15 protein-coding genes are annotated in these 15,103 nt (G+C 39.8%); 9 read left to right on the top strand and 6 right to left on the bottom strand.

Features of this window, described 5'->3' with window-relative positions:
- Positions 1–8: 8 nt before the first annotated feature.
- The 5 genes from AC4E92_RS05270 (at position 9) to aar (ending at position 5,532) form a co-directional block, all read left to right on the top strand.
- Positions 9–1,004, top strand: a complete 996-nt coding sequence (locus AC4E92_RS05270) for a LacI family DNA-binding transcriptional regulator (RefSeq protein WP_490239549.1) — start codon at positions 9–11, stop codon at positions 1,002–1,004.
- Between the two features lie 343 nt (positions 1,005–1,347).
- A complete protein-coding gene (locus tag AC4E92_RS05265; RefSeq protein WP_490239548.1) occupies positions 1,348–2,613 on the top strand; it encodes an ABC transporter substrate-binding protein in 1,266 nt (421 codons plus the stop codon).
- A 46-nt stretch (positions 2,614–2,659) separates the two neighbouring features.
- Positions 2,660–3,532 carry a carbohydrate ABC transporter permease gene (locus AC4E92_RS05260; protein WP_490239547.1) on the top strand — a complete coding sequence of 291 codons (873 nt, stop codon included), beginning with the start codon at positions 2,660–2,662 and terminating at the stop codon, positions 3,530–3,532.
- Complete coding sequence (locus tag AC4E92_RS05255) at positions 3,532–4,356, top strand: carbohydrate ABC transporter permease (protein WP_490239546.1); 825 nt, start codon at positions 3,532–3,534, stop codon at positions 4,354–4,356. The genes AC4E92_RS05260 and AC4E92_RS05255 overlap by 1 nt, the downstream gene beginning before the upstream one ends.
- 15 nt (positions 4,357–4,371) lie before the next feature.
- Complete coding sequence (gene aar, locus AC4E92_RS05250) at positions 4,372–5,532, top strand: bifunctional L-alanine/L-glutamate racemase (RefSeq protein WP_490239545.1); 1,161 nt, start codon at positions 4,372–4,374, stop codon at positions 5,530–5,532.
- On the opposite strand, the gene AC4E92_RS05245 is transcribed toward aar, so the two are convergent.
- The 6 genes from AC4E92_RS05245 to AC4E92_RS05220 form a co-directional block, all read right to left on the bottom strand.
- Positions 5,510–6,166, bottom strand: a complete 657-nt coding sequence (locus tag AC4E92_RS05245; RefSeq protein WP_490239544.1) for a FadR/GntR family transcriptional regulator — start codon at positions 6,164–6,166, stop codon at positions 5,510–5,512. The genes aar and AC4E92_RS05245 overlap by 23 nt on opposite strands.
- Positions 6,163–7,224, bottom strand: coding sequence for a galactokinase (locus AC4E92_RS05240; RefSeq protein WP_490239543.1), 1,062 nt, complete (start codon positions 7,222–7,224; stop codon positions 6,163–6,165). Before AC4E92_RS05240 ends, AC4E92_RS05245 begins: the two co-directional genes overlap by 4 nt.
- Entirely contained in the window at positions 7,224–8,183 is a 960-nt protein-coding gene (galT, locus tag AC4E92_RS05235; protein ID WP_490239542.1) for a galactose-1-phosphate uridylyltransferase, read from the bottom strand. The genes AC4E92_RS05240 and galT overlap by 1 nt, the downstream gene beginning before the upstream one ends.
- A 5-nt stretch (positions 8,184–8,188) precedes the next feature.
- A complete protein-coding gene (locus AC4E92_RS05230) occupies positions 8,189–9,301 on the bottom strand; it encodes a hypothetical protein (protein WP_490239541.1) in 1,113 nt (370 codons plus the stop codon).
- Between the two features lie 74 nt (positions 9,302–9,375).
- Complete coding sequence (locus tag AC4E92_RS05225) at positions 9,376–10,119, bottom strand: protease complex subunit PrcB family protein (protein ID WP_490239540.1); 744 nt, start codon at positions 10,117–10,119, stop codon at positions 9,376–9,378.
- 10 nt (positions 10,120–10,129) lie between these two features.
- The gene (locus AC4E92_RS05220) at positions 10,130–10,813 is read right to left on the bottom strand and encodes a metal-dependent hydrolase (protein ID WP_490239539.1); all 684 of its coding nucleotides are present in this window, start codon (positions 10,811–10,813) and stop codon (positions 10,130–10,132) included.
- A gap of 118 nt (positions 10,814–10,931) precedes the next feature.
- On the opposite strand from AC4E92_RS05220, the gene AC4E92_RS05215 reads away from it, so the two are divergent.
- From AC4E92_RS05215 to AC4E92_RS05200, 4 genes are all read left to right on the top strand, one after another.
- On the top strand, positions 10,932–12,659 hold the full coding sequence (locus AC4E92_RS05215; RefSeq protein ID WP_490239538.1) for a clostripain-related cysteine peptidase: 1,728 nt from the start codon (positions 10,932–10,934) through the stop codon (positions 12,657–12,659).
- 23 nt (positions 12,660–12,682) lie between these two features.
- Positions 12,683–12,913: a hypothetical protein gene (locus AC4E92_RS05210; protein ID WP_490239537.1), complete on the top strand. Its 231-nt coding sequence runs from the start codon at positions 12,683–12,685 to the stop codon at positions 12,911–12,913.
- A gap of 66 nt (positions 12,914–12,979) precedes the next feature.
- The gene (locus tag AC4E92_RS05205; RefSeq protein ID WP_490239536.1) at positions 12,980–13,750 is read left to right on the top strand and encodes an alpha/beta hydrolase; all 771 of its coding nucleotides are present in this window, start codon (positions 12,980–12,982) and stop codon (positions 13,748–13,750) included.
- Between the two features lies 1 nt (position 13,751).
- Positions 13,752–14,744, top strand: a complete 993-nt coding sequence (locus AC4E92_RS05200) for a threonine ammonia-lyase (protein ID WP_490239535.1) — start codon at positions 13,752–13,754, stop codon at positions 14,742–14,744.
- The last annotated feature ends 359 nt before the right edge of the window (positions 14,745–15,103 follow it).

The following is a 15,103-nucleotide window of genomic DNA, read 5'->3' as shown; positions in this document are numbered from 1 at the left end:
GTTCTCAAGTGAAAAAATTTGTCACAATAAAAGATATTGCCATAAAAGCCGGTGTGTCTGTTAACACAGTTTCCCGAGCTCTCAACGACAAGCCTGATATAAGCCCACAGACAAAGAAAAAAATCCTAGAAATAGCCAAGGAACTTGGCTATATAAAAGACCTGAGTGCTCTATCACTGAAAAACGGTGTGACGAAAACCATTGGAGTTGTTTTTGAAGACAGTTCAAACCCGTTTTACGCGGAAGTTTTTAAAGGCGTGGAACACCAGGCAAGAAAGTATGGTTATCAGGTTATATTGATGAACACCGAAAAAGATTACATAAGAGAGATTCAGGCAGTTGAGACTCTCATAGAAAAGCGAGTAGATGGAATAATAATTTCTCCAACTCAATTTGATAGGAAAGATATCGAACATTTGATCAATTTAAATTACCCTTTTGTAGTACTGGGGGTTCATTTCGAAAACTCACAATTTGATGAAGTTTACTCGGACGATTTGAAAGGTGGTTATTTAGCCACTAAGCACTTGATTGAAAAAGGAAGGCAAAGGATTTTGATGATAAATGCCTATATGTACAAATCTGTGGCGAAAATGAGATATCTTGGTTATAAAAAGGCGCTGGAAGAATCCGGACTGCAACCTTATTTTATGGTACAGATAGAAGAAGGGTATGAGTCGTGTTTCAACAAAATATTAGAACTCAAAGACATGGATTACGATGCCGTGTTTTGCTTCAACGATGTTTTTGCCATAGCAGCTCTTAAGGCACTCAAAGCTCTTGACAAAAAAGTTCCTCAAGATGTTGCAGTTGTTGGCTATGATGATATATCATACGCGTCATTTGTTAACCCATCTCTCACTACTGTGAGAATTGACAAATACAAAGAAGGTATGATCGCTTTCGATCTTTTATATGAGAGATTAATCGAAAAACGAACCCAACCCGTTCAGGTTGTCCTCGATATTGAGCTCATTGAAAGAGAAAGCAGTCAAGTTCTATAATGATCTTTCATCTCTTTGTTGAAAGATGTCTTTTATAACCTCTTTATTTGCTGCACATCTTGGATAGCACAAATGTTTTGTCTATTTCTATGAGTATTCTTCAATACTGCCTTTTTCTTTACACAAAAACTGAATACTTTTTCAACTTCAATTTATTTTATAGAAGATGCTGAAAATGTTGAACAAATGATCATTCGTCCAAGCAGTTTTAACAACTTGAACGTTGAGTATCTTGCTGTAAATGCAGATCTTAAACTCTCTTGATTGCACAAAAATCACCAGATTTGACATAATCTATGGCATCATGGTATGATCATAGTACCAAAGACCGGGAGGTGAAACCATGAAGCGGCTTTTTTTGGCAGTATTGCTGATTGCAGCAATGGCAATTATGACTTTCGGGGCAATCACTCTCACCATGGTTGAAACAATAACAAGTCCTGCTCGCACTGAACTTTTGAGGCAGATCCTTGACGAATTTGAAGCGACACACCCTGGGATCAAAGTTGAACTGATCTCTCCACCGTATGAGAGTTCCGATCAAAAACTCATCATGATGCTTAACACGAAGCAAAAGGTCGATGTTTTTGAAGTACGCGACAATTTCCTTGCAATTCACGTGAACAACAAGAACTTACTGGATCTCACCGAGTTTGTTAAGCAATGGGATGGCTGGAACGATCTTCTCGATCTCACGAAAACGGCAGCAACAAAGGTAGAAGGAAAAGTTTACTACATCCCGTACGGTTTTTTCATCAAAGCACTGTTCTACAGAAAAGACATCCTTGAAAAGAACAATATACCAGTCCCGAAAACGATGCAGGAATTGTACGAGTATGCCAAGAAATTGACTTCTCCATCAGAGGGAAAATACGGCTTTGCTTTCAGAGGTGGAGCAAGCGAGCATTCTTTCTCTGAAATAGTGATAATGTCTTATGTGCCAAATATCGACCCAAGACCAGATAGAGGTTATTTGACAACAGATGGAGTACCGTACCACGACACACCCGGTGCGATAGAAGGTCTGAAGATGTGGATAAAACTCTACAACGACTGCTCACCAAAAGACTCTTTGAACTGGGGTTGGGCAGAACAGGTCAACGGGTTCGTTTCTGGTATGACACCTTTCTTGATTCAGGATCCAGATACAGTCCCAATAGTTGAAAGAAGACTTGGCGATCCAAACCTCTATGGTGTAGCACCTATGCCAGTTGGTCCATACGGAAAGGTATATCTTGATTATGGAAATGCAGGCTGGGGTATAGCTTCTTATTCAAAGTATAAAAACGAGGCTTGGGAGCTTGTGAAATTTTTGTCCTCCCCTGAAGTAAATGCAAGGTTTTCTCAGTTAAACGGTACACTCCCAAACTGCAAATCAGCTTTTGCAGATCCGTATTATTCAACAGGTCCTTACAGAGCATGGTACGAAGAACTCACCAACCCTGATAAATACGTCTTTTACGAAAGACCTGTACATATGTCAGGTTTTCCGGCATACGCGGAAAAGCACAAGAACGATATACAGAACATCATCCTGGGAAAGAAAGATTTGTACCAAGCGGTAAAAGAATGGGCTGACTTCTGGAAAAAGGAATATGGTATAAAGTGATTTAAATGGGGGCTGTCTGCCCCCATTTTGAGGAGAGAAATATTCGATGGCTAAGGATAGAAAATTCATCTTTTTCATGATCTTACCGAGCTTACTGTTTATAGTATTTGTGATTTTTCTGCCAGCAATTAGATCAGTCTTCATGGCTTTTCAGGATTACAATATGTACTTACTGACAAAAAAATTCGTTGGTTTTAAAAATTTCATCGATGCTTTTGAAGATCCAATTTTTATTCAAGCACTGCAGAACACCGTGGTCTGGGTTTTACTTTCACTTGTTTTGCAGTTTACACTCGGTTTTTCATTAGCTTTGCTGTTGAGAAAACCTTTCAGAGGTAGAGGTATATACACAGCGCTTGTTTTTTATCCCTGGGCTGTTTCTGGCTTTGTCATAGGTCTTCAATGGCGGTGGATGTTTCATGGTTCTGCTGGTGTGATAAATGATCTTCTTTTGAAGGCTGGTCTGATAAAGGAAAGAATTGCATTTCTTTCAGATCCACATTATGCGTTGTATTCAGCCATTGTTGCGAATGTATGGTATGGAATACCATTTTTTGCCATCATGCTACTTGCTGCCCTTCAGTCTGTACCACAGGAATTGTATGAGGCAGCTAAAATAGACGGAGCAAATGCACTCAGACAATTTGCCAGCATAACCATCCCGTATGTGAAACCGGTGATGATAAATACATTGCTGATCAGATTTATCTGGATCGTCAATTTTCCAGACATCATTTTTTCGATGACAAATGGCGGACCTGCTGGTAGTTCACACATCCTCTCCACTCTTTTAATAAGTAAAGTTTACAACGAATACAACTACGGTGTAGCTAGTGCAATTGGTGTCATCATAATGCTAATCCTTGTAATTTATTCATACTTTTATCTGAAATTCAGTCGTGTTGAGGGTGGGTTTTGATGAAAAGACTGATTGCTGTTTTAAAGGTAATAGCCTTGGGTATCTTCTTAGTGTGTGCGATCTTTCCACTTTACTGGACTCTTATCACTTCACTTAAAGGTCCAACGGAAATGTACACTTATCCTGTAACCTACTGGCCAAGACACATCACTTTTGATAATTATAAATACCTTTTGAGATCTTTGAATTTTGCAAAATACATTCTCAACAGCACCATCGTTTCACTGCTTTCAGCATTGGTGGCTTTGATCGTTGCTTCTTTTAGTGGATATGTGCTGGCAAGAAAACAGTTTTCGACCAACAAATTGCTGTTTTTTCTTTTGTTCATGACGCAAATCATCCCGGGTTTCATGCTCATGTCCTCGATATACGTTATGTTTGGACCGTTAGGTTTGGTTGACAATCTCCTTGTGCTGATTTTTCTCTATAGTGGCATGATGGTGCCTTTTTCATCGATTATGATGAAAGGCTTTTTCCAGAGGATACCAGAGAGCATTGAAGAAGCCGCTTTGATAGATGGATGCAGAAAACTCCAGATGCTTTTCAAAGTGGTCTTCCCGGTTACTGCACCTGGTCTTGCGGCAACCTTTTGTTTTGCTTTTGTGAATTGCTGGAACGAATTGTTCCTTGCGATTATGTTGTTGAACAGTGAGTCTAAAAAAACCATTCCCGTCGGTTTGAATTCTTTTGTCGGCAAGGCAGATATAGATTGGGGTGCCATGGCTGCAGGAGTATTGATTGCTCTGCTGCCCGCTATGCTGATCTTCGCCTTCGCTCAAAAATACATTGTCCAGGGATTGACACAAGGCGCAGTAAAGGAATGAGAGGAGGAAAACTACATGGATATAACTCAGATTCTCCACAGTTACGCAGAGGAAGGTTTTTCATACAGTCCTGTCAGTGTGCCAATATACGAAACATCCATCTTTTCTTTCAAAAATTTTGAAGAATTTCAAAGCTCACTATTGAACGAGTTCGAAGCACATCTTTACAGCAGGGGAAAGAATCCAACGGTTGAAGTGCTGGAAAGAAAAATCGCAGCGCTTGAAAAAACCGAAGATGCAAAACTATTTGCCTCTGGCATCGCGGCAATCAGTGCAGCAACAATGGCGTTTTTGAAAAGCAACGACCACGTGATCTGTGTAAAGGATGCCTACGGATGGACAAATAAACTCTTTTCACAGTATCTGAAAAGGTTTGGCGTTGAAGTCACATTTGTCGAGGGAACGGATTTGAAGGACTTCACACAAAACACAAAAGCCAACACGAAGCTCTTTTTCCTTGAAAGTCCTACAACCTTCACATTCCAACTGCAAGATCTGGCTTGTATTGCAGATTTTGCAAGGAAAAACAACATAAAAACCGTGATAGACAACACCTGGGCAACTCCGGTATTTCAAAATCCCGCTGAACTTGGGATAGATCTGATCGTCCATTCAGCCAGTAAATACATCGGCGGTCACAGCGATGTGGTTGCCGGGGTAGTGGCTGGCAGAAAAGAAGACATAAGGCACATTTTCAACACCGAGTTCATGAACATCGGTGCAACGATAGGACCGTTTGAATCATGGTTGCTGTTGCGCGGTTTGCGTACGATCCACATCAGAATGCAAAAACACATGGAAAACACTTTGAAAGTCATAGAATATCTTCAAACAGTTCCCGAAGTTGAGGAAATATTCTACCCATTTTATTTCAAACATCCTCAGTACGAGCTCGCTAAAAAACAGATGAAGGGTGGTAGCGGTCTGTTCAGTATCAAACTCAGGGCAAAGAGTTTAGAAGACATAATTGCCTTTACAGATGCACTGAAGGTGTTCAGAAGAGCCGTCAGCTGGGGAGGGTATGAGAGTCTTGTCATGCCTTACGCGGCGACAAACAGAGATGGTCTGACTGAAAAAAATAAGATCATACGACTTCACATAGGTTTAGAAAATCCCGATCTACTGATCCAGGATTTAGAAAACGCTTTTCAAGCTATGAGGAAAGCAAAACCTTGATATCCATCTCGATGATCATTCGGACTATATGCTTGGCTTTTGAAACATCTTTTTTGGCTACGGCATCTAACAGTTCCAGGTGGTAGGGTAAGCTTGCCCTACCAAATGTTCTTTCGACAAACGGTGGATGCCAGATCGCACTGAGAAGATCATAAAAGGCTTCAAAAAATTTCATCAATACGGCATTACCAGACATTTCAAAAAATCTCTTGTGGAACTTCATGTCCTGATCTGGATCGACAAGATCGAGATTTTTCAGCTCGTCAACGGTTTTGAGAAGAATATCTTCAGATGAATTCTGAACAGTCAATTCAACGGCAAGCTCTTCCATAGCCCCCCTAACTCTCAAAAGATCTATTATGAATTCTCTTGTTGGAGAAAACTTCACCGAAAAGGAAGTTTCAAAAGACAATTCGTGCAAATCGCTTGCTACAAAAATCCCCTTGGGAGCTTTTACTTTTACGACACCCTTTTCCTCCAGTTTCTTGATTGCTTCACGAACGGTCGTTCTGCTCACCTGAAAGATCTGAGCAAACTCTCGCTCTGAAGGAAGCCTATCAGATGGTCTTAGTCCCATCCTGACTATGTATCTTATTATTTCATTTTTCAACCAATCAGAAGATGTTTTCTTCATTCGATCACCTTATGTACCCCATCATCGCTTTTGATTTTGAGCAGTTCAGGCTTTTTGCCGAACCTTTTAAAGTAAGACCTTTCCAGTTGTGGAAAGATTTCATCAATACGACCTTTTTTAGCGAGCACAAGAATACTGCCTCCAAACCCCCCTCCGACCATCCTGGCTCCAGATATTCCAAGTTCTCCTTTGAGAAAGCCGACTATGAAATCAGTTTCGTCACAGGAAACCTCGTAAAGATCTCTCAAGCTCACGTGTGATTCGTATAAAATGTTCCCAAGCAGAAAAATTTCTGAATTTTTAAGTGCTCTCACTGCAAGTGAAACGCGCTTATTCTCATCGAGCACGTGTCTTGCCCTTTTTCTCAACAGCGGGTCGAGTTTTACAAGATCATCGTAATTCAGCTCTCTGAAAGATTTTTTATTCACTGTCTTTAATACCTTCTCACACTCTTCACGCCTTTTGTTATATTCGGACGAAGATAGTTCGTGTTTTGTGTTCGAATCGATCAGAGCAAATTCAAAACCATCCAAGTCCAGCGGGACATATTCATAACTCAGATTAAAGGTATCAAGGAAAATCGCATGGTCTTTTTTGGCAAAAACCGCCGTGAACTGGTCCATCACACCACATCTAACGCCAACAAATTCTCTTTCCGCTTTCACTCCAACTTCTACAAGTTTCATTTTGTCCAGTTTCAAATCAAAAACTTCACTTATTCCATAGGCAGTAGCTATTTCCAGTGCAGCTGAACTTGAAAGCCCCGCTCCAATGGGAAGATTTGAGAAAACATTGATCTGGACTGGTTCTGTTTTGAAGCCTTCTTGCTCAATAGCCCATATGACTCCCATGATGTAGTCCGTCCACTTGCCGAGTTTTTGAAATTTTTTGAGTGAAACCGTCTCATTCATCGTGTATGATGTGAAAACATATTCATTACTGGGTTTAATCTCAACTTCAACGTATTTATCTATTGCAAAAGGTAGAACAAAACCATCGTTGTAATCTGTGTGCTCACCTATTATATTCACCCTGCCGGGTGCTCTGAACTTCGCCATTAAATCGCCTCCACGTTTATATCCCTGAGCATCTTTGCTGCCTGTTCTGGTATAACAGGATTTATGAAAGCCCATGTACCGGTTTCAACGCTTGCCATCCATTTGATTTTGTCTTTGTCTCTCTTTGGGGGATTGAACTCAACGTGGAAATGAAATAGATCATTCTCAGACTCACAGTTGAATGGCTTTTGGAAAAACATCATCATGTATGGAAATTCTTGATCAAAGAGTTTGTCGTATTTTGCTGTGACAACTTTCAAAATACTTGCAAATTCTTTTCTTTCTTTAGAAGAAAACTCGAAAATAGCACTTACATGCCGCTTGGGATAGATGTGAACTTCAAAGGGAAATCTCGCATAAAACGGCACAAGAGTTATGAAAGATTCTGTTTCATGGACTATTCTTTCTTTTTTCATGAGCTCATTTTCAACTATCTGACATATCACACACTGTCTTTTTTGGGCGTACCACTTTTTCATTGCTTCAATCTTAGCCAGAATTCTCTTTGGTAGAAAAGGAAAGGCATAGATCTGACCGTGTGGATGTGGGAGACTTGCACCGACTTCTTTGCCTCTGTTCTCGAAGATGAAGATGTATTTGACAAAATCGTGTTTTGACAATTCAATGGTTCTATCTATCCACATCTCAACCAGTTTTTCTATTTGCTTTAATGGCATCCCCGGCAGGGCTGTATTGTGATCTTTTGTGTAGACAACGACCTCGCAGATGCCAAAAGACCTTGATTTTTTGTAAAAATCATCCTCATCGATCTGCGGTGGGTCTTTTTTCAATGCAGGGAATCTGTTTTCAAAACTGACAAGATCGTAATCCTCAGGAAGTTCAAGACCACCAACACATATTGGACAGCTCTGTTGTGATGGCTGTACTGGTCTTTTTTGAGTTTCTGCAGAGACAATAATCCATTCATCGGTCAGTGGGTTGTGTCTGAGTTCAAGCAACCTTCTCACCCTTCACGGTAGAAATAAAATGATCTTCCATCTGAACGAATCTTCAATTCCTTTTTCAAATGAGCAAAAGATTCAATTTCAGTCTGGATTTTTTCCCCAGATACGAGTAATCTCTTTAAAATCCTGTTTTTATCAAGATAGGAGACTTCAAAACCTTGATCGCCGATTTTTTCGAACTTATACATGTCTGCATACTCTATCTTTTTAGAGTTTTCGTGGAAAATCACACCAAAGTTGAAAATCTGACACAAATCAAGCATTTCTCTGTTGCTGTTATTCATTTCAAGGTACAGTCTCACAATTTTCTGCATAAAACTCGTTCTCGCCAGGTCTTTCAACGTTTTGTTTTTTTCTACGATCAGACCATCTACCAGACCAGCCGCATTCAGCAACGATATGCCTTTTGCAACGAAGATTGAATCTTTCAATATCTTTCTTATTAACCGTACATCTTCTCTTTTGTCCTGTCTGAAGTTAATCTGGAAGAACTCAAAACCCGTTTCTTTGAGTTTAATGAGATTTGAATCGCCAGACTCTACAACGGCTCCTGCTAAGAACCCGTTGTTTTTGCACATTTGCACAAAATTTCCTGCATTATCTAAATTTTTAAGCAACAGCACCTGGAGATTTTTTTGTTTTGCTTCTTTTATTATCTCACTTACTTCATCATTTTGCACCATCAAGGCACTGTAAGGTTTTGTAACACCTTCGATTTTGTTTTCCAATGATACGAGTTTTGTGTATTCTTTGAACAAAAGATATTTGTCATAGCCGTGCAAAACTACAAAAGCATCAAGATCGATGAAATGTTCTGTGTTTTGTGAAATTTCAATGTATCCAGTGAATTCGTTACCTTTTTTATCAATTTTGATATCTGCACCACTACGACTGAGAAAACCTACAAGCAAACCGTTGCCAGCGATGCACAGACTATCGAAATATTCCGCATCAGGTATATTGATTTTGAAAGCTTCTACTGTGCCGGAGCCTTTGAATTTGGCACGAAATATCTTACCGAATATGATATCTTCAGACGAAAAAACAAGCTCGTAGTTGTCTTTTTTTTGAAAAATCTTTCCTTCCTCAAAATCTATACCGTAAATCAGCACAGAATATCGCCTCTTCAGTTAGAAGATACTCTTTAATGTTATCAAATGCTTTTAGGCTTTGTTTCAATCAAAGTTCAAAAAATTTCAAACTCTGCAGACAGATTGAGTTCTTCACGGTCAAAAAGCGTACAGACTACAGTGTAATCGCCGGGCTGAAGAGGCTCGTCGATTTCGACGATCACGGCTGGGTAAGTTATGACCTGTATGACGGGGGTTGAAGGCGAAGGAGATTCCACATGAGCCTTTATCTGTATTGTCTTGTTGATTATATCAACACGGTCCACGACTACTTCATAACCACCGGTGTTTTTCCTGCCAGCGGATATCATAATCACAATTTTTTCTCCTGCCTTGAAAGTCTGGACTGGTATCATTTGGTGGTTCAACACATCAAGTGAAGCCGTTTCGTTCCCCTTTGCTGATTTGGTTCTGTACGAAATATCGGCAAAAGATATCTCATATCCACCTACAATGATTTTATTTACCTGTCTTGGTAGAATCAAAAGATGCTGGATCATATAGGTGTAGATTCCGCTTTTTTTGGCCGGCAGTTCTATCTCGCTGTCGAAATTTTCCGCAACAATTTTGACTTTGAACGGCTTTACTTCAGTGATTTGCACCGGTGTAAACAACCAACCTTTGAGAAGCAAAACAATCTGTTCTGATTTTGAGAGTATTATGTATTGAAAATTCGCAGATCTTGAGCCTATTGACTGGTATGATTCCTCTGGAAAAATAAATTCCGCTGGTGTGTAGTATATCATCTCTGCCATACACATTGCTCCAAATAGGACAATTGCAAGGATGAAGTTTCGCATCTTTCTCGCCTCACAGTTCAATCGTCTCACCGGGTTTCATCACCAAACACCTGATCTGTAACTTCTCAACTTCCTGTTTGAATTTTTCCGGATCTGCCTTTATGATTTCCCATGTGTTGTAATGTATCGGAACGACTGTTTTTGGCCTGAACATCTTGACTGCTTCAACGGCATCCCAAATATCCATCACGAAATTACCACCTATTGGAAGAAATGCAAGGTCTATGCTTTCTTTGAGCAGTAATTCCATATCTTTTGTCAAACCCGTATCTCCCGCGTGATATATCTTTTTGCCCTCAGTTTCGATCAAAAAGCCGCATGGATTTCCAGCATAAACTGGTAATTCTTTTTCGATCAGGCTAGATCCGTGCAGTGCAGGTGTCAATTTAACACTACCGAATTCAAACACGTATTTTCCTCCAATGTGCATGGGGTGAGTTGCGATATTGTGCCTTGATATATAACTGCACAGCTCAAAGTTTGCAATTACAGTTGCTCCGTCACTTTTTGCTATTTTCACAGTATCTCCAAGATGATCCGCATGACCATGTGTAACCAGTATGTAGTGTATTCTGGGTAGATCCTGCACTTTCACAGGGCAGCACGGATTTTCACTTATGAATGGATCGATTATTAAGTTTTTCTCTTTGAGCTGAATCAGAACCGCCGCATGTCCAAGATAACGTACCTTCATCTTGATACACCTCCATGAGTATTTTACAACTTTCATGGCAAGTATACTATCGCGGTATAGAATTTAAAGGAAAAATGTTGTGGTATAATAACCAGACTAACTTCATGGAGGTATTGATGTGAAAAAGAAAGCATTTTCAGTATTGATATTTTTCTTTATTATTCTACTCATATCTTCATGTGTTTCTTCATACAACAATCCTCCAAACACACCGACAGATCCATATCCGACAGACAATGCTGTGGATGTTTCTGTTGATGTAATACTTTCATGGAGATGTGTTGATCCAGATGGAGATAGCCTGATGTACGATATATATTTTGGAACGGGTTCAGGCAATTTGCAGCTAATTGAGGAAAATTACTCAAGCAACTCATACCATATATCAAGGTTAGAATACAACAAAAAATACTACTGGAAAATAGTTGCAAGTGATGCAAAAGGTGCTATTAAAGAAAGCCCGGTCTGGTCGTTTACAACTGTGGATATAAGTAAATGCACAATAACTGTGAACCCAAAAACAATCACCATAGGAAGAGCAGGATATGTAGAGGCAAAGGTTTTGAGCAGCACAGGTAAACCTGTACAAAATATCGATGTAACCTTTGAATACTACGATGGCACATGGAAAAAACTTTCTACTGTAAAAACAAACTCAGGCGGCATAGCTTTGCAAGAACTTTCATACGATTTTTGTGTGCAAGAGGGTGATGTTCTTTTTAAAGCTTATATACAAGATCAACCAGCAGTCTCAGCACAAAAAAAGATAAATTTTCAAAATCCAGACTGGGTTTTTTTGATCTATCTTGCAGCGGATAACAATCTTAAAGATGCTGCGCTCTATGATCTTGAAGAGATGAAAAATTCCAATTCAAAAGTAGCAGTTTTCACGTTGTTTGATGGTTACTCGTCCATAGACAAACTTTTGGTACTGGATGAATACGGTGAATGGAAATACATAGAAACTTTTCCACAAGACATAAACAGCGGTGATCCAGAGGTTTTAAAAAACTTCATTGAGCGTTTTTCAAAGATAAATGCGAATCATCGGGCGCTTGTCATCTGGAACCACGGTTCTGTCTGGATTTATGATTCAAAATACGCTACAAAAGCCATAGGGTTTGATGACACAAAAGACGATGCACTTGCCATCTGTGAGATTCGCCAGGTACTTGAATATCTGCCAAAGTTTGACATCCTTGGTATGGATGCATGCCTTATGGGTTCATTGGAAGTTGCTTATGAACTGAAAGATTGTGCAGATTATCTGATAGCATCGTTTTTCACCGAGCCTTCTTCAGGCTGGGATTACAGTTTTTTGTCAGATATAGATCAAAATTCAGATCCATTTACTTTGAGTAAATTGATCGTCGATAGATACTTTGAAAGCCTCAAATATACTTCACCACTATCACTGTGTGTTTATGATATGTCTTTTATTTCAAATTTGACAGATATTATATCTGATTTAGGATCAAAATTGAAAGAAGCTTTATCAGATAATTCTATTCGCTCTAGAATATTAAACTACCGCAATTCATCAACAAAAGCTGATAGTTCATACCCTTACAATTTACTCATTGACATAGAAGATTTTGCCAGCAATATAAAAGAATACGAAACACAGGCAGAATTGACCAATGCAGCAAGTGATGTTCTTTCAGAGCTTGCTAATACTGTCGTTTACAAAAAAATAAAAGGTGCCCTTGAGACAACTTATGGATTGAGTGTTTTCTTTCCAGAAAAGAAAGCTGATCTGGTTAATTTTGGTAAAGATCTACAAACATTGCTTTTTTACACGCAACCTAACGGATGGTTAGATTTTCTGAATGAATTTGTACGATAATAATTCTCAAAGGGGTGATGAAGGTGGAATGGTTTGTTAACGAGAATTTTTGGAAAGACATGTATGACTGGTTGTTTCCACCAGAACGTTTTGAAGTAGCCAGTCAGCAGGTGGAGAAAATAATTGAAATTACTGGCATTCATAGTGGAAATGTTCTGGACCTTTGCTGTGGACCAGCAAGACACACTTACGAAGAAACATTATGTGTATTTCGGGCAGGAACTAAAGATGATGCTTCAGATGTGTGGTTTTAAAGAGTATTCTGTTTTGCTGCACAGCCTCACGATACTATAGTTGTATAATTTACAAAGGGTGATATTGTGAATTTAAACATATACAGCAGTGATATTCGCCTGATTGATCCCATATGTGTGCCGATTTTCAAAGTGAATGGCGACAAAGGTGTTCTTTTGATCCATGGTTTTACAGGAAGTCCGCATGATATGAGTTATCTTGCTGAAAAGCTTTTCAATGAAGGATTCACTGTATCTGTTCCACGACTGCCAGGTCATGGTACAGATCACAGGGATTTTTTGAATACCACATGGAGAGACTGGCTCAGAAGGTCTATAGATGCCTATCTTGATCTGACAAATTTCTGCAACCAGATTTATGTTGTTGGTCTTTCGATGGGAGGACTTCTTGCTGCTATTGTTGCATCGCTGTTTAAAACTCAAAAGCTTGTTTTAGCGGCTCCCGCTTTTAAGGTGTCAGACTGGAGATTGAGGTTCACTCCTTTAATGAGTCTGTTTACAAAATACACAGAAAAAGAGACACCGGTTTTTGACGATCCTTCGCTCGATAAACTTGCTCAGGAGTACTGGAATAAACTGTTCATTAAACCTGCTGCGCATCTTTACAAGTTACAAAAGATTGCCATAAAGAGTTTAGAAAAAGTAGAGTCTCAAACACTGGTGATAGTAACTCAAAAGGACAACACCGTGCCATTGTCTGTTCTGGATGTAATAAGAAAACATTTAAAGTCTGAGTTCAAAACAGTTGTCCTTGAAAAGAGCGCCCATCCTGTTACAAGTGACATAGAAAAGGAGCTGGTCGCTCAAAAAACGATCGAGTTTCTCAAGGGGGAATAACATGATTTCACTCACAGATATCGAACAAGCAAGACAAAAGATCTTCAGATGGATACACACTACACCTGTTTTTTCCTCGCAAACTTTGAATACGATCTCAAACAATCAAGTGTTTTTAAAGGCAGAAAATCTCCAAAAAAGTGGTTCTTTCAAATTCAGAGGAGTGATGAATTTTTTATTGTCACTGAGCAGGGAAGAGCTCAAACACGGTGTGGTGACCGGATCTTCTGGCAATCACGGACAGGCTCTTGCCTGTGCAGGAAGGATTCTGGGTACTGATGTGACTGTTGTTGTTCCAGAGGATGTATCGATGGCAAAGCTCGCTGCGATTGAAGAATACGGTGCAAAAATAGAACGATGTGGCAGGACATCAACACAGAGGTTGAACAGAGCGTACGAGATATCAAGACAGAGTGGAGCAGTCTTTGTGCCACCTTTTGATCATCCATGGATAATGGCTGGTCAAGGAACAATAGGTCTTGAGTTAATCCAACAGCTTGGCGAATTCGATGCTGTCCTGGTTCCGTGTGGTGGTTGTGGTTTGATTTCAGGCATCTGTGTGGCAGTTAAAGAAAATCTCAAAAATGTGAAAGTCTTCGGGGTTGAGCCGGAGCAAAGCAACAGTACGTACCTTTCTTTCAAGGCTGGTCATCTTGTTGAGCTGAAATCCATAGACACCATTGCAGATGGATTAAGGACAGCTATGCCCGGGAAACTCACCTTTCCTGTTGTTCAAAAATATGTGGACGATATCCTTCTTGTTTCAGAACAGGAGATAAAAAAAGCGGTTGTTTTCTTACTTGAAAGGATGAAGCTGCTGGTGGAACCATCTGGAGCTGTAACAGTTGCTGCGCTCATGTCGAACAGGTTCCCGTTGAAAGGCAAAAAGGTTGTTGCAGTTGTTTCTGGTGGGAATGTTGATCTTCTTGCGCTGACCCTTTGGATTAAGGAAATCAAGCAAGAAGCTGGAAAGTCAACTACTCCACATCCATAGATTAACTTCAGCCAGAGGCAAAAGCCTGCCGGGCTATGCTAAGCAGGTCATGACACATTACAAAAAAACAAGCCAGAAAGCACATCCCATTTATGGGATTGTGATGAATGGCTTAAGTTAGTCTGGTGATGAATGTGTATAATAAAAGTAGTAATATGTTAAAAGCAGTAGGGCTGGACCGGTCCGAATTAAAGCCCGTGGAGTGGGAGACCACTGCCAAGATATTTAGGGGTAATCCCTATATCCTGGTAAGTCACACCATGTTGAAACGGGAAGCCTAATCTCCTTAATGGGAATCCTATCCCATTTAGGGGATTGGGAGGAGGTCAAGGTGTATGTTATTTCAAAGATGTCAGAAA

The organism is Pseudothermotoga sp. (genome assembly GCF_031962025.1).
GTDB lineage: Bacteria > Thermotogota > Thermotogae > Thermotogales > DSM-5069 > Pseudothermotoga_B.
This window is presented reverse-complemented; position numbering and strand designations above follow the sequence as displayed.